We start from the raw sequence: 13990 nt of genomic DNA, 5'->3' as shown, positions 1-13990 counted from the left end.
CACGCGGATGGATAGATACACGAAATGGAACAACTGAAAGTACAAGGAGTCTCTTCGTTCACCAAGTTTGCGACGAATGGAAAAATGCTAAAACTTAAAGATGCTCACGCAGGGGAACAACGCATTTCACTTCAGGATGCGACTGACATTCAAGTCTCTCTGCTCGACGAGGACCATTCGCGCTTCACTATATTTGGTCATGCCCACCCACTCGTGGAACTGACCCTTCCTCATAATTCTTGTGAAGTCCTCTATGCATGGTTACTCCACAAGATGAAACGACAAAAAATTAAACTCGCTTCGAACGCGTAAAAAAATGAGGTCTTGTCTCCAGATGGGAGAAAGACCTCATTTTTATATAAAGTGAAGAAAATATCGTACCCTATTTTATTACGAAGTCGGTGCAACCGGATTGCGGCGATAAATTGTGATCCCGCCGTGCTTGGCTTCTCCTACAACTTGAAAGAGCCAGCCTTTCTCAATCAAAATCGTTCGAGCGTTCAAAAAATCTTCTCGAGGCACCTGGACTTCGTCCACTTCTTGATCAAGCAATTGTTGGAACGTCATTTCCCAATCAGTCATGTCCATTCTCCTTACGTGCGTCTTCTCCTTGAATCCATTCGAACAAACGATACCCCGAATTCAACCGGTCTGTCGCATCCCATAACTCGGTCGGAACGTCGTGACCGGTATCGATGGTCTCATCTCCTGCAAAGACGACACGTTCATTCGTCATCTTTTCAAGATAGTCGAGCGCAAACGATAAGATTGACGTTTCCGAGACGTGCCCACTTTCTTGTAAGGCAAGATTGTATGACTCGTCTCGTTGATTATTCACGAGTAACGTTCGTCCCCCGTCAAGTAATGCCATTGGTGGGACGGCATCAACGTGGAAAACTTCATATGAGCGATACGTTTCCTCATCATAAGCTAACAACGGAACGAATTGACGTTGACCCGTCCATTTTTTTAATTGGAATAAAATCTTCATGGAAGTGAACCACGTGGCCCCTTCTATCTTCTTCTCTACTAAAATCGTAGGGACCGACGCCTCATCCGCTTCTTTCTTTTGAACAAATAACCACTTCTCTACATCTACAACGACGATCAAACCGTTTTCCTCCTTATAACCCATTCAGATAAGGCGATCATAGTCAGCGCGACGAGCCAGCCTCCAATCACATCACTAAAGTAATGGACGTTTAAGACGACTCGACTGAGCGACACCGCAAGGACGAGGCACACAAGTACGATGACGGCGAATGTTGACTGTCTCTTGCGATATAAGACATAAGCCATTAATCCGTATAACGCCAGCGATCCTGATGCATGTCCACTCGGAAAGCTATATGTCGTCGCATCGAGGGACGCATCAATAAGCGGGCGATCGATTCCGTAAACGAGCTTTAGTACTTGTGTGAAAAGAAGTGTCCCAATCCCAACGAGCGCGAGTCGCCATGCCTCGACGCGGTTACCGCGCCACAACCAAAACAATAAACCTAAAATCGAGAGCCCGACTATGACTTGAGCGCTCCCTAATTCTGTGACGTATGCAAATACACGATCGGGTAACGGCTGTAACAATTCATACACGAACGTATTCATAGGGCCGACTGCTCCCAAAACGACAAACACCGACACGATCACATATGCAATCGTCCCGGTGATGACCACCTGCATCGGTGTCAATTTCATCAATACAACCCTTTTCGTTCACGCATCTCTTCTTCTCCGAAGTCGACCATATCACGAAGACGGTGTGCCAATCGTCCAGACGCGTTCGCCGCAATCGCGCCGACGAGGTCGTCCATGAACGTATGCACTTGCCCGTCATCCATTTTCGTATCAAGCTGTTTGATGATGCCGATCTTGGCCTTGTCTAAGTACCCGAACGTCGTTACGGCAATCGAACCATATGTGTTCACGGCACCGATCGCAATCGTTTCATCCACTCCAAATAAGCCTTCGTCAGATGCGATGATAGACAAGAGCGGTTCAGACAGTTGACCCTTCTCCGCCAACATATCGAGCTCCGATCCGACGAGAATGGCATGTTGCAATTCTCGTTTATCGAGAACCGCTTCGACGGAATCCATGCAATCTTTCAACGAAAGATGCGGCGAGTAAGGCGCCTGCATCTGATAAACGATTTCGGCAATCGATTCAATCGTGACGCCGCGCTCGAGCAGGCGAGCACGAGCTGCTTCACGGACATCTCGTGAGTGTGGTACGTGTTTCATAATAGGCGCAGGATTAAAATCCCGCTTCACATCCCTTCGTTCAGAGAGTCATCATCTCTCTAGTTAATATAACCATTATACTGAAAAATCGAAAAAAGACGAACCCTGCTTTGACTTCCCTCATTAAATCGGTCATCATAAACATGTAGGTTAAACGATTAAAGGGGGAAGAGGAATGAAGATTGGGGTAGTCTTATTTCCGTCTAAACAAGTGCAAGATTTTGCGAACTCTTATCGAAAACGTTATGACACAAAATATGCGTTGATTTCACCTCACGTGACCATTAAGGAACGGACGGAGGTGTCAGAAGAGGACTTGCCAAAAGTACTGGAGTACTTGCAACAAGTCGCGGATTCGACTAAACCGATTCAGTTAAAAGTCGATGGTGTCCGCTCTTTTGCGCCGACGAACAACGTGCTGTATTTGAAAGTGTTGCCGACACGTGAACTGTCTGCTCTGCAGCAGCGACTTCACGAAGACGTGCTCGGTCAGGCACCAAAATATGAATTCTTGCCACATATCACAATCGGTCAAGATTTGACCGATGCCGAACTGTTCGATGTCCTCGAACGGATGCGGATGGAGCAAGTTCATTTCGAAGAGACGATCACTCGGATGGCTGTCATGTACGAACTCGAAAATGAAACATGGAACGTCTATGAGACGTTCCGTTTCCGAGGCTAATCCTATATGCTCCGGTCGACAAAACGACCGGGGTTTTTTTCTTGCTCTTCTTCTAACCATTCTTCCCGCCGAGGTCGGATACGTTGAACGCGTTTGATCCGCGTCACTGGTTCGATGCTGGCTCGACCTGAAGGCTGGACTTGGCGGTTGACGTACTGAACGACAGTAAAATCAATCTGATAAGGACCCATGATCTGACCTCCTTCATAGGTACTTACCCCATTCAACCGCTAGATAATACAAAAATGGCGCATCACTGCGCCATTTCCCAAACTTATAAAATATGGTATCCGCTATCGACGTGAATGACTTCACCCGTGACGCCGCTTCCCATTCCAGAGAGAAGGAAGAGTCCTGTCGACGCTACTTCTTCTGCAGAGACGTTTCGACGTAACGGCGCTTTTTGTTCAAGCTCCGAGAGGATACTGTTAAAGTCGCCTACCCCTTTAGCCGACAAGGTACGAATCGGACCAGCCGAGATTGCATTGACGCGAACACCGTGCGGACCGTACTCGTTTGCCAAGTACTTGACACTTGAGTCAAGCGCCGCTTTTGCGACACCCATCAAGTTATAGTTCGGAACGACGCGCTCCCCACCGAGGTACGTCAACGTGATCACCGAGGCATCTGATGCAAAATATGGTTTCGCTGCTTTCACGACAGCCGTCAAACTGTACGCCGAGATGTCTAACGCCTGCGCGAATTGTCCACGTGTCATTTCCGAGAATTCGCCGCGAAGCGCTTCTTTATCTGCAAACGCGATTGAGTGGGCGATTCCTTGAATCTCCCCTGCTTGTTCATGGATTGAACGGAATGTCGTTTCAATCGCTTCGTCATTTGTTACGTCACACTCGAGCAAAATTGCTTCTTGTTTCAACTCGCTCGCAAGTGATTCAAGACTTGACTTGAAACGTTCAGCCGCGTACGTTAATACGAGCTTTGCTCCCGCTTCATCAAGCGTTTTAGCAATCGCCCATGCGATGGAACGCTTGTTGGCAATCCCCATGACGACATAAGTTTTATTCGTTAACGTTGGAAAAATTGACATCATAAACTCCCCTTTTTAGTACCTGGTGATAATATCTGTTATCAGATTACAGAAAGGTTTCTGTTTTGTCAACCGGCTCGTTTCGTATTGCGATTTTTTTAAGTTGCGGTAAGATAAAATACGTATAGAAAGGGTGACTCGACTCCATTATGAACCGTATTCAATCATATTTTAAAAGTTTAGACACGACGCTATTGACCATCGTCTTCCTATTGATGATCATCAGCCTCGGTGCAATCTATACGGCACAACCGATGTTGCCGACTCGACTTCAACATATCAACTTCGCTCTCGAACAGGGTATTCGATACGTCATCGGCTTTTTCGCGATGTTTGCCATCATGACAATCGAGTATGAGCAGCTCCGAAAAATCCATTGGTACTTATATGCATTCGGTCTCCTCTTGCTAGTCGGACTCATCCCGCTCCGTGATACGACACTCGTTCCGAACATTAACGGAGCGTATGGATGGTATAACGTACCAGGTTTCAGTTTCCAACCGGCAGAGTTCATGAAATTGTTCCTTCTCATTTCGATGTCGACGATTGTATATGACCACAACAAGCGATACGGCTCATCTCAACTCGACACGTGGCTGTTAGTCAAATTGGTGTTAGTCGCCATTCCGCCACTCGGTCTGATTGTAACGCAACCGGATTTAGGGACTGGACTCGTCTTGATGACGATGCTCGGCGCAATCATCATCGTCTCCGGTATCGGCTGGAAATGGTTACTCGGTCTGTTCAGCGCAGCCGCTTTGACCATCGGAACGTTCATGTATTTGTTCTTCTCTCATTTCGAAGTGCTACAGGCGTTCGTACCAGGGCACGCCCTGAACCGATTCCAGGCATGGATTTATCCTTACGAATACTCCGACGATTTGGCGTTCCAGCTGATCAAATCGTTGCAGGCGATCGGGTCTGGTCAGATGTTCGGAGCCGGATATGGACAAGGACTCGTCTATCTACCGGAATCACAGACAGACTTCATCTTTGCCGTCATCGCCGAACATTACGGCTTTATCGGCGCAGCGCTTGTAATCATCGTTTTCTTCTTGTTCCTCTATCGCATGATTCATATCGCGCTTGAATCAAGCAGCGCGTTCGGAAGTTACATCGTCACTGGCGTCATCGCGATGTTCACGTTCCAAGTGTTCCAAAACATCGGGATGACGATTGGTGTGTTGCCAATCACCGGACTCACTCTGCCGTTTGTCAGTTACGGAGGAACGGGAATCATCATGAACATGATTGCCATCGGTCTTGTCATGAACGTAGCCTCTAAATCAAAAACCTATATGTTTGATGACGATTAATATTCATCGTGATGTAAAAGGATCGAAGCAATGTCGCTTCGATCCTTTTATGATGGGTTTACTCATTCAGATTTTTCTTTTAAGTAATCTCCTGTTTGCTCGTTATCCTCAAGTTTTTCAGAATCACAGTTCGAATGATTCTCCTCACTTTCAACCTCTTGAATGTTCACCGTGCAACACGATGTAGCCGTCGGTTTAGATAATTGTTTTTTGAAGAATTTAAACATGTTTTTCACCTCCTCAGGATTCACACAAAGTAAAACATGATTCCTGATATCATCGACATCGACAGAACAGACAAGATGAATGCGATAATGAGTTCCTTTCTAAATATCGATTTCATCAGTACGATTTCTGGTAAACTTGCCCCTGCTGAACTGATCATCATGGCCATGACAGGACCTAGCGCCATCCCTTTCATAATCAATACTTGAGAGATGGGAATCATGCTCGACAATCGAATATATAAGGGGATCCCAATCACTGCCGCAATCGGAATCAACCACCAAGCATCATGACCGAACCATTTGACAATCCATTCAGTCGGCACAACACCATGTATCAATGACCCGATTGCAGCGCCAATGATCAAGTAGGGGTACACATTCTTTATCAATTGCCATGTTTCGTTCCATGCCCCTGACCAATTGAAGGTACTGGTTGACGGTTTAAACCCTGTCATCGTGACGCGTTTGACATACTTCTCAAAACCGAAGTGGTCCAAAGTGAATCCGATGATGATTGAACTGATGGCCGTGATGAGCGTATAAAGCCCCGCAATTTCCCATCCCATCACGACCCCCATCACCGTTATAATCGTCGGGTCAAGCACTGGTGAGGCAAAAAGAAAAACCATTACGATGGAAAATGGAATCTTATTTTTTAATAAATTCACAACGATCGGAATCGTTGAACAGGAACAAAACGGGGTAATAAAAGCGAATACAATTGCTACTATACTCGCCCCCATCCGATTGTTTCCGGTCATCTTCTTCTCGATTTTCTCGTAAGGAACGTATGCTTGTAAGATGTGAATCACAAAAGAAATAACGAAAAATAAAATGGTCAATTCAAGTGCAAGGATGCTAAAACTTTTTAGTATGTCGATCATCGGGCTGTACCTCCATTTCAATAAGGTTGATTTTTACATGCTTGATGATTAAATCAAATTATATTGATTTAATCATCAAAAAAAATTGATTAATAATTCAATTGATAGACCTAACAAACATCGTTAGGTCTGAACAAACAACATAATTCTGGGGACAGAAGATGATTCACTTCCTTTTCGTTGATTTGGTAATAACTCCACGTCCCTTTTGTCTCTTTCGTAATGAGGTTCGCCGTCAATAAGATTTTCAAGTGATACGACAGCTTGGATTGTGGCATATCGAATATCTCTGATAAATCAACAACGTTGATTGGTCCAGCGCACAATTGATTCAATATAAGCAGACGCTTTTGATCGGCTAGCGCTTTAAATCTCGCCTCATAATGTGCGAACGTATCCTGTAGCGACGAATCGATGGATGACTCTAGTTGATTACTCATTCGAACACCCCTTTCATCAACTTTTATTGATTAATCAAATCGTACTTCATCCCATGAAGAAAAACAATCATTTTAATCAAAAAAAATTGATGTATAATTCGCAACGACCTTTACGTTTCAAAATATGCGAAACAGGCGCAATGAGAAATCTCATCACGCCTGTTCGAACGTTCCAGTCAATCGTTTGTCACGTTTAAAAAATCTTCTGGGATTGGTGCTTCAATCATCACTTTTTCCCCTGTCATCGGATGAATAAAGTGCGCAGAGGCGCTGTGAAGGGCGTGACGTGACATTCGAGCCGCTCCCCCATACATCGAGTCTCCAATCAGCGGATGACCGATATGACGCAAATGAACGCGGATTTGATGGGTACGTCCGGTCTCGAGTTGAATCGTCAACAATGAGTCGCCACCAAATTGCCGACAATCGAGTATATGTGTAACAGCTCGTTGTCCGTCTTCAGATACGATTCGTTCGATGATAGAATTCTCGGCACGCCCAATTGGTGCATCGATTGTTTGGATGGGGACTTCTCCTTCTACAAGGGCCACATAAGAGCGCGTGAGCGCATTGGCTTTCTGGAGTTCGCTAAACCGATGGTGAATGAATCCATACTTCGCAAACAAAACGACGCCGCTCGTATCGCGATCGAGTCGATTGATCACATGAATCGCAGATGTCAAACCAATTTGTCGATAGTAACCGAGTACGGCGTTCGCGAGTGTGTCGGTCGGATGCAGTCGTGATGGAATCGTCGCGATTCCTGCCGGTTTATCGACCGCCAGCACCGTCTCATCCTCATACAAAATGTGAATCGGTCTATCCGAGACGACCATATCTGTCGAAGGCGACTCGGGCGGGAATCGCACCACTACTTCATCTCCTGGCTCGAGAACGTGCCGAACCGTACGATGAATCCCGTTCACTTCGATTTCTCCATCATGCTTTAAGAGCGTGAGCATCTTTCGAGAGATTCCGAGGTCTCCCATTAAAAAGTCGCGCAGTGGAAGAGCCTTCTCCACAACGCGATGAATCATAAATCCATGCATTCGTTACTTTCCTTCCTCAATGAACGATTCGCGTACACGGCGCCAAAACGGGAACGGGCGGAAACGGGCGAACGTCACTTTTTCTTTTGCGACCGCGCAACGAATCGACACGACGTCTGACCATGACAACGCTTCTTGATGGTCAAACGCCAATTCGAATTCCGTTTTCGTATGCGGCTTGATTTTCACTTGATGATGTTTCGGCAAAAGGAGCGGCGCCCCAATCGTCCGATAGACCAGATTATTGATAGAAGCCATTTCCGTCACTTGGATTGCTTCAATCGATGGATGGACGATTGCACCACCGAGCGCTTTGTTGTAGGCAGTCGAACCAGAAGGGGTGGAGATACACAGTCCATCACCACGGAACGTTTCAAAATAATCATCGCGAATCGACAAATCACAGACGAGCGTCCGCTTATAGTTTTTAATCGTACAATCGTTCATCGCCAATTGACGATCGGTCTTTCCATTCTCGTAATCGATCAGTACTTCGACGAGCGGGTATGAGACCGGTTCGAACGACTCACTCGTGATCATTTCCGTCAGCTCATCCAATTCATCCGGTTGCCAATCCGCATAAAATCCGAGGTGTCCGGTATGGATGCCGACGAGAAGCGTTTCATCGAGACGGTCAATATACTTATGGAACGCTTGTAGCATCGTCCCGTCCCCACCGACTGACACGACGATGCGTGGCTCTTCCGATAACGTATGCCCAGCGGCTTCAAGTTTTTCAGTCAGTTCCTGGGCGATTTCCGCTGATCGCGCATCTCCCCTCGATACAATCGCAAACTGCATATCGATTTCCCCCTAGTCCTCGTCTGATTTCACATTCATTTCTTTAACCCGAAACACTTGCTGCGCGTCTTGAATCTCGACACGGAGTTGACTCATCTCTGCATCGAGAAGAAATGCCGCCTCAGCCGCACGTCTCAATCGCTCTTGTACTTCAAGAGGCATATCGCCATCATATTTATAATTCAAAGAATGCTCGATCGTAGCCCAAAAGTTCATCGCAAGGGTACGAATTTGCACTTCGACAAGTGTCGGAATCTCCCCATGAATCGTCTGAACCGGATATTCGATAATGACATGATACGACCGATAGCCAGAATCTTTCTGATGCGTAATATAATTGCGTTCTTCCACTATTTTAAAATCTGTCCGACGATGAAGCAAATCCAAGACGTGAACGATATCATCGACAAACTGGCACATGATTCGTAATCCAGCAATATCTTGCATGTCGGTCGCAAGTTCATGGTCCGCAATATTTTTTCGCTTCGCTTTTTCAAGAATGCTCCCAACCGGCTTGACCCGACCTGTGACAAATTCAATCGGAGAGTGGTCATTTTGCGACTTGAATTGCTTACGAACGGCTTTTAACTTTACTTTCAACTCGTCTACCGCGATTTGATACGGTACTAAAAACTGATCCCAGTTCACTGATTGCATACGCTGTCACCACTTTCGTTCTTTTCCGGAAAAAACGCGTCCTTTCCGTATGTATCCGTTTGTATGGTATCATAAACGAACAATTGTTCATAGAATGGAGCGATGATTTATGACCCAAGAAGTGGAAATTGAATTTAAATCCATGTTAACAAAAGATGAGTATGAAAAACTGATTCAAGTTTACAAACTAGAAGATCAAGTCCGCTGGCAAGCAAACGATTATTTCGACACGCCATCCTTCCAGTTAAAAAAACAAGGTGCTGCCCTTCGTATTCGTGAGAAGAAACATGGTCAAGTGTTGACACTGAAACAACCGAACGAAGTCGGATTGCTTGAGACGCATGCCGCAATCACTGAAGAAGAAGCGGAAGACTTATTCAAGTACGGAATCATTCATGATGATCAAATGAAGCAAGCCCTCGCCCCGTTTCAACTGAATGCCGCACTCGAACACCTCGGACGCCTCGAGACAAATCGAGCCGAACATCAAACGGAAGATGGTCTTCTCGTTTTAGATGAAAGCCATTATTTGGAGACGACCGACTATGAAATAGAATTTGAAGTCACGAATGAAGAAGCGGGCAAACGTGCATTCGAACGACTGTTAGCAGAACACGGTCTCCCGTACCGTCCCGCCAAAAATAAAATCGTTCGATTCATGGAATTAAAAATGAGTCGGTCTGAAGGTTGAGCAGATACATTGCCAACCTTTTTTTTTCGTTGCTACAATGAGTTTACAACGTTAAATGAGTTTTTTGCCGAGAGGAGGCGACACAAATGGAACTTGAACAATGTAATGGGTCATCCTGTTCACTGGAAGAAACTCCTATTCAAGTAACGTATAAGCCATTGGAGTTATTCTATTTCATGGACATCTCGAGTCCTGAAAATTTTCACGTGATGACACTGATCAAAAAGTTAGAGATTGAATACGGACATGTGATTCGTTTCCGAATGGTCTCTACCGTTCCTAGCTGTGTTGGCGGATGTCAGGAAGAAGTTCGCCTTCTCACAATGATCAAAGCGCTAGAATTACAAGGGAAACGTCATGCGATGCGTTTTTTACGTCATTTGCATGTGAATGATTTATTCTCTGGTAAACAGTTAGGCTCAATTGATTTATGGGAAATCGCACGGTCTTTCGAAGAGTACGGTCTTGATTTGGATGAACTTGAAGCCGATCTTCAATCGAACCAGCTCTTGAATGCTTTAGCAGTCGATCATCAAGTGCTGAAAGATTGGGAGATTGAGTCATTGCCCGCTCTTACGTTCGTGACGCGCGATGAAGCATTGAAGATTGAAGGTGTCTATCCGTACGACGTGTATCAATCGGTCATGACCGAGTTGCTCGGTTATGCCCCGAGTCGTACGACTGACTGGGATGTAGCCAAAGTCTTGGCTCGTTATGACGCGTCGACGATTACTGAACTATCGTATATTCTAGACTTAGATAAAACTGTGATTGAACGCGAACTGAAGAAGCTCTCCTTGCAGCAACGCTGCCGCCCTGTACCGGGATGTAGCGGTGAGGCATGGGCGCAAACGAAATAAAAAAGAACCCCACGGCCGGGGAGCCGTGGGGTTTTTGACGTCTCAAGCGGGGACAAGAGCCGTCGTACCTTGAGGCCCGGGGAAGGCCTACAAGATGGGAGAAAGTTTACGGTCAATAAAGGGGTTTGTGATTGATTTCACACTTATAATATACCGAGTCCCTCTTCATCTGACAACTAGTTTGTGTACATTGTCACATATTGTTCACGAGAACAATAATGATTCCATTTCATCGAGCACCGCTTCGAACTGATCAAGCGCTTTGAGGACCGGTTCTTTCGTCGTCATATCGACACCTGCCGCTTTCAAGACCTCGATTGAGTAGTCGCTAGACCCAGCTTTGAGGAAGTTATCGATGTAACGACGTACGGCCGGCTCTCCCTCTTCCATGATCTGTTGCGACAACGCTGCCGATGCCGAGATTCCCGTCGCATATTGATAGACATAGTAGTTGTAATAGAAGTGCGGGATACGCGCCCATTCATATGAAATCTCTTCATCGATGACGATTTCTTCTCCGAAGTAGCGTTTGTTCAACTCTAAGTACGTCTCATTCAAATATTCAGGTGTGAGCGATACGCCTTCTTGAGCAGCCTTGTGAATCATATGCTCAAACTCAGCAAACATCGTTTGACGGAACAACGTCCCACGGAATGTTTCGAGTTGATTGTTCAACAAGTAGAGACGTTCTTCTTTTGCCGTCCGCGTTTTCAATAAATGGTCGTTCAATAACGCTTCGTTTGTCGTCGACGCGACTTCTGCTACAAAGATTGAGTAGTCACCATACGGATACGGCTGTGACGTACGCGTGTAATGGCTATGCACCGAGTGACCGAACTCATGCGCGAGCGTGAACAAGTTGTTGACGTTGTCCTGCCAGTTCATAAGGATGAACGGTTGTGTATCATATGCTCCTGATGAATATGCCCCGCTCCGTTTCCCACGTGTCTCGCGTACGTCGACCCAACGTGAATCGAGACCGTCTTTCACGATTTGAACGTACTCTTCTCCGAGTGGTGCCAAACCATCAACCATCAACTGTTTCGCTTCTTCGTACGACACTTTCATCTCTACATCTTTGACGAGTGGTGTATATAAATCATACATATGCAACTCATCTAATCCAAGCGCGCGTTTCCGCAATGCGACATATCGATGTAGCAAATCAAGACGCTCGTTGACCGCTTCGACTAGACCGTCGTACACAGACTCTGGAATCGCATTGTGGTGAAGGGCTGCCTGTCGCGCACTTCCAAATTTACGGACACTTGCATAGAAGTTGTCTTTTTTCACACTGCCTGAAAGCGTCGAGGCAAACGTGTTCAAATACTGCCCGTATGTCCCGTACATCGCTTTAAAGGCGTTCTCGCGGACACTTCGATCACTCGATTCGAGGAACGTGATGTAACGTCCGTGCGTCAATTCGACCTCTTCCCCTTTTTCGTTCTTCACTTTCGGGAATTTCAAATCCGCGTTATTGAGCATACCAAACGTCGAACTCGATTGTCCGAGCACGTCTCCAGCTTGCGCAAGGATTGCTTCTTCCGCTTCCGTCAATACGTGTGGACGTTCTTGCGCCAACTCATCGAACGCATGACGATACACGCGAAGTGACTCGTGTTGTTCCATAAAGGCTTCAATTTGAGCTTCATCGATTGAAAGAAGCTCTGGTGTCATGAATGCGAGTTGGGCTGAAATTTGCGAGGCGAGTGAGCCTGCACGGTCATTCAATGCCTGATAATGGCTGTTCGCCGTATCTTCATCGTAACGCATGTGCGCGTACGTATACAGCTTATGTAACTTACGAGAAAGCTCATCACGGAGTTGTAACGCTTCGTATAACGTTTCTGCCGATTCACCGAGTTTTCCTTTAAATCCGATCAAAGCCGGTACCTGCTCCTTCAATGCTTGAAAATCTGCTTCCCATGCTTGGTCGTTACTGTAGATCGTCTCTAAGTTCCACGTCTCTTCGACTGGAACTTGTTGTCGTGTCAATACTTCTGACATACGTTCACTCCCTTTTCTGATTGGTTCGTCGATTGTAACATCAATCGCTGAAGTCCTTGATACAATCGTGTATCGTGACGTCTCGCATCTTCATAGGTGATTGGAAGCACCCAAGTCGTGACATCACACGATAGACGACATGCATTCAAGAGTTGTTTCCATTGTACATGAAATGACTGGGAAAAGTCGCTTGTCGGTGTCACTCCGAACTGGCGGCACGTCTTTTGAATGCTCCACTCCACCGAATCATTCGGTGACTCATATCGATTTAAATAGAGGACGATTTGAAACTCAATCGGATGGATGTGTATTCCCCAAAGTGACGTGAGCGGAAGATAGCAGGCGGTCGGTAACAAAGCGGGAATCACCCCTAAAGGGTACAGCCGATTTAACATGAGACGTCGATTCTTTGGGGATGGGTAGATTGGCGACATTCGCTTTCGTCGAATCATCTCCGTCCATTCAAATGCATTGAACCGATAATATGCTTCATAGGGGGAGGTAATCACTGAAGACGAGACTTCCCAATTTCCGATTCCATACTTGATTGAAATGGGAAACCCATTGAAACGCACCAACTGTCCGTTTCTCACAGTCATCAACCGATGTCGTCGAAATAGTTCGAGGCGCATCCACGGTTGAAAAGATTGATTCATTCTAAGATCGAAACCGCTCGCAAGCCAAATCACATCCAGGCCCGCTCGTTTATAATCGTTCGTTCGTGCGATATATTCCTCCGGTCGCAATGGAGATGCCTGAATCTCAAATACGGTTGGCAACTCATCCACATTCGTAAGAATGTCGGCCCGCCGATTCTTAATCGTCACTTCTTGATCGACAGGGTACCCTCTTTCTTGTAGCCATTGGCATACTGCCCATTTATCCTGATGGTGCGTAACGGATTCCGCTCTCCCGCACGTATGGATGTGGGCGAAATGTAGCCGACGTTTCGCACCTTGCTTTAACATCAACATTTCCTGGCACGTCGGACATCGAAAAGGAGCAAGCTGCTCCGCCTGCATTCGATTTAGAGTAAAGGAATCAACGATATCCCCTTCTCGACCGATCGCAAACCGCATCTTGCT

19 protein-coding genes are annotated in these 13990 nt (G+C 46.1%); 5 read left to right on the top strand and 14 right to left on the bottom strand.

The window, feature by feature from the left end; all coding sequences use genetic code 11:
* Window positions 1-24: 24 nt before the first annotated feature.
* The gene (locus KNO86_RS09390) at window positions 25-312 is read left to right on the top strand and encodes a hypothetical protein (RefSeq protein WP_015881237.1); all 288 of its coding nucleotides are present in this window, start codon (window positions 25-27) and stop codon (window positions 310-312) included.
* A 78-nt stretch (window positions 313-390) separates the two neighbouring features.
* Here KNO86_RS09390 and KNO86_RS09385 read toward each other — a convergent pair whose 3' ends face one another.
* The 4 genes from KNO86_RS09385 to KNO86_RS09370 are packed head-to-tail and all read right to left on the bottom strand — an operon-like array spanning window position 391 to window position 2240.
* On the bottom strand, window positions 391-582 hold the full coding sequence (locus tag KNO86_RS09385) for a hypothetical protein (protein WP_214695528.1): 192 nt from the start codon (window positions 580-582) through the stop codon (window positions 391-393).
* Window positions 575-1111 (bottom strand): hypothetical protein, encoded by a 537-nt coding sequence (locus KNO86_RS09380; protein ID WP_214695526.1) that lies wholly within the window; start codon window positions 1109-1111, stop codon window positions 575-577. The genes KNO86_RS09385 and KNO86_RS09380 overlap by 8 nt, the downstream gene beginning before the upstream one ends.
* Window positions 1108-1695 carry a phosphatase PAP2 family protein gene (locus KNO86_RS09375; RefSeq protein ID WP_214695525.1) on the bottom strand — a complete coding sequence of 196 codons (588 nt, stop codon included), beginning with the start codon at window positions 1693-1695 and terminating at the stop codon, window positions 1108-1110. Before KNO86_RS09375 ends, KNO86_RS09380 begins: the two co-directional genes overlap by 4 nt.
* Window positions 1695-2240 (bottom strand): phosphatidylglycerophosphatase A family protein, encoded by a 546-nt coding sequence (locus KNO86_RS09370; protein ID WP_015881233.1) that lies wholly within the window; start codon window positions 2238-2240, stop codon window positions 1695-1697. Before KNO86_RS09370 ends, KNO86_RS09375 begins: the two co-directional genes overlap by 1 nt.
* Before the next feature lie 175 nt (window positions 2241-2415).
* On the opposite strand from KNO86_RS09370, the gene KNO86_RS09365 reads away from it, so the two are divergent.
* Window positions 2416-2925: a YjcG family protein gene (locus tag KNO86_RS09365; protein ID WP_214695523.1), complete on the top strand. Its 510-nt coding sequence runs from the start codon at window positions 2416-2418 to the stop codon at window positions 2923-2925.
* A 2-nt stretch (window positions 2926-2927) separates the two neighbouring features.
* On the opposite strand, the gene KNO86_RS09360 is transcribed toward KNO86_RS09365, so the two are convergent.
* Window positions 2928-3116 (bottom strand): hypothetical protein, encoded by a 189-nt coding sequence (locus KNO86_RS09360; RefSeq protein ID WP_074035057.1) that lies wholly within the window; start codon window positions 3114-3116, stop codon window positions 2928-2930.
* Between the two features lie 83 nt (window positions 3117-3199).
* Window positions 3200-3973: an enoyl-ACP reductase FabI gene (gene fabI / locus KNO86_RS09355; protein ID WP_214695521.1), complete on the bottom strand. Its 774-nt coding sequence runs from the start codon at window positions 3971-3973 to the stop codon at window positions 3200-3202.
* 149 nt (window positions 3974-4122) lie between these two features.
* Here fabI and KNO86_RS09350 point away from each other — a divergent pair, with 149 nt between their 5' ends.
* Complete coding sequence (locus tag KNO86_RS09350) at window positions 4123-5289, top strand: FtsW/RodA/SpoVE family cell cycle protein (protein ID WP_214695514.1); 1167 nt, start codon at window positions 4123-4125, stop codon at window positions 5287-5289.
* Between the two features lie 62 nt (window positions 5290-5351).
* Here the strand turns inward: KNO86_RS09350 and KNO86_RS09345 are convergent, their stop codons facing one another.
* The 6 genes from KNO86_RS09345 to yjbM form a co-directional block, all read right to left on the bottom strand.
* Window positions 5352-5516, bottom strand: a complete 165-nt coding sequence (locus KNO86_RS09345; protein ID WP_214695512.1) for a hypothetical protein — start codon at window positions 5514-5516, stop codon at window positions 5352-5354.
* 20 nt (window positions 5517-5536) lie between these two features.
* Window positions 5537-6400 (bottom strand): permease, encoded by an 864-nt coding sequence (locus KNO86_RS09340; protein ID WP_214695507.1) that lies wholly within the window; start codon window positions 6398-6400, stop codon window positions 5537-5539.
* Between the two features lie 110 nt (window positions 6401-6510).
* Window positions 6511-6840, bottom strand: coding sequence for an ArsR/SmtB family transcription factor (locus tag KNO86_RS09335; protein ID WP_214695505.1), 330 nt, complete (start codon window positions 6838-6840; stop codon window positions 6511-6513).
* Between the two features lie 176 nt (window positions 6841-7016).
* The gene (locus tag KNO86_RS09330; RefSeq protein WP_214695498.1) at window positions 7017-7889 is read right to left on the bottom strand and encodes an RluA family pseudouridine synthase; all 873 of its coding nucleotides are present in this window, start codon (window positions 7887-7889) and stop codon (window positions 7017-7019) included.
* Between the two features lie 3 nt (window positions 7890-7892).
* Entirely contained in the window at window positions 7893-8690 is a 798-nt protein-coding gene (locus KNO86_RS09325) for an NAD kinase (protein ID WP_214695497.1), read from the bottom strand.
* Window positions 8691-8702: 12 nt separating this feature from the next.
* The gene (gene yjbM, locus KNO86_RS09320) at window positions 8703-9347 is read right to left on the bottom strand and encodes a GTP diphosphokinase (protein WP_214695495.1); all 645 of its coding nucleotides are present in this window, start codon (window positions 9345-9347) and stop codon (window positions 8703-8705) included.
* A 109-nt stretch (window positions 9348-9456) separates the two neighbouring features.
* Between yjbM and KNO86_RS09315 the strand changes: the two genes are divergently transcribed.
* Both KNO86_RS09315 and KNO86_RS09310 read left to right on the top strand, forming a co-directional pair.
* Window positions 9457-10038, top strand: a complete 582-nt coding sequence (locus tag KNO86_RS09315) for a CYTH domain-containing protein (protein WP_214695493.1) — start codon at window positions 9457-9459, stop codon at window positions 10036-10038.
* Window positions 10039-10124: 86 nt separating this feature from the next.
* The gene (locus KNO86_RS09310) at window positions 10125-10898 is read left to right on the top strand and encodes a DsbA family protein (RefSeq protein ID WP_214695491.1); all 774 of its coding nucleotides are present in this window, start codon (window positions 10125-10127) and stop codon (window positions 10896-10898) included.
* Window positions 10899-11102: 204 nt separating this feature from the next.
* Here KNO86_RS09310 and pepF read toward each other — a convergent pair whose 3' ends face one another.
* Window positions 11103-12905 (bottom strand): oligoendopeptidase F, encoded by a 1803-nt coding sequence (gene pepF, locus KNO86_RS09305; RefSeq protein ID WP_214695489.1) that lies wholly within the window; start codon window positions 12903-12905, stop codon window positions 11103-11105.
* Window positions 12890-13984: a competence protein CoiA gene (locus KNO86_RS09300; protein ID WP_214695487.1), complete on the bottom strand. Its 1095-nt coding sequence runs from the start codon at window positions 13982-13984 to the stop codon at window positions 12890-12892. Before KNO86_RS09300 ends, pepF begins: the two co-directional genes overlap by 16 nt.
* Window positions 13985-13990: the final 6 nt, after the last annotated feature.

Origin of the sequence: Exiguobacterium sp. s160 (genome assembly GCF_018617575.1) — a bacterium.
Taxonomy (GTDB): Bacteria; Bacillota; Bacilli; order Exiguobacteriales; family Exiguobacteriaceae; genus Exiguobacterium; species Exiguobacterium aestuarii_A.
The sequence above is the reverse complement of the archived record's forward strand: the minus strand, read 5'-3'. Positions and strand labels throughout refer to the sequence as shown.

Bases quoted from the DNA above. Each gene is read 5' to 3' on its own strand.
- KNO86_RS09375 (WP_214695525.1), bottom strand. From the start codon at position 1,695: ATGAAATTGACACCGATGCAGGTGGTCATCACCGGGACGATTGCATAT.
- KNO86_RS09350 (WP_214695514.1), top strand. From the start codon at position 4,123: ATGAACCGTATTCAATCATATTTTAAAAGTTTAGACACGACGCTATTG.
- KNO86_RS09310 (WP_214695491.1), top strand. From the start codon at position 10,125: ATGGAACTTGAACAATGTAATGGGTCATCCTGTTCACTGGAAGAAACT.
- KNO86_RS09345 (WP_214695512.1), bottom strand. From the start codon at position 5,516: ATGTTTAAATTCTTCAAAAAACAATTATCTAAACCGACGGCTACATCG.
- KNO86_RS09330 (WP_214695498.1), bottom strand. From the start codon at position 7,889: ATGCATGGATTTATGATTCATCGCGTTGTGGAGAAGGCTCTTCCACTG.
- KNO86_RS09365 (WP_214695523.1), top strand. From the start codon at position 2,416: ATGAAGATTGGGGTAGTCTTATTTCCGTCTAAACAAGTGCAAGATTTT.
- KNO86_RS09385 (WP_214695528.1), bottom strand. From the start codon at position 582: ATGACTGATTGGGAAATGACGTTCCAACAATTGCTTGATCAAGAAGTG.
- KNO86_RS09370 (WP_015881233.1), bottom strand. From the start codon at position 2,240: ATGAAACACGTACCACACTCACGAGATGTCCGTGAAGCAGCTCGTGCT.
- yjbM (WP_214695495.1), bottom strand. From the start codon at position 9,347: ATGCAATCAGTGAACTGGGATCAGTTTTTAGTACCGTATCAAATCGCG.
- pepF (WP_214695489.1), bottom strand. From the start codon at position 12,905: ATGTCAGAAGTATTGACACGACAACAAGTTCCAGTCGAAGAGACGTGG.
- KNO86_RS09315 (WP_214695493.1), top strand. From the start codon at position 9,457: ATGACCCAAGAAGTGGAAATTGAATTTAAATCCATGTTAACAAAAGAT.
- KNO86_RS09335 (WP_214695505.1), bottom strand. From the start codon at position 6,840: ATGAGTAATCAACTAGAGTCATCCATCGATTCGTCGCTACAGGATACG.
- KNO86_RS09360 (WP_074035057.1), bottom strand. From the start codon at position 3,116: ATGGGTCCTTATCAGATTGATTTTACTGTCGTTCAGTACGTCAACCGC.
- KNO86_RS09390 (WP_015881237.1), top strand. From the start codon at position 25: ATGGAACAACTGAAAGTACAAGGAGTCTCTTCGTTCACCAAGTTTGCG.
- KNO86_RS09325 (WP_214695497.1), bottom strand. From the start codon at position 8,690: ATGCAGTTTGCGATTGTATCGAGGGGAGATGCGCGATCAGCGGAAATC.
- fabI (WP_214695521.1), bottom strand. From the start codon at position 3,973: ATGTCAATTTTTCCAACGTTAACGAATAAAACTTATGTCGTCATGGGG.
- KNO86_RS09300 (WP_214695487.1), bottom strand. From the start codon at position 13,984: ATGCGGTTTGCGATCGGTCGAGAAGGGGATATCGTTGATTCCTTTACT.
- KNO86_RS09340 (WP_214695507.1), bottom strand. From the start codon at position 6,400: ATGATCGACATACTAAAAAGTTTTAGCATCCTTGCACTTGAATTGACC.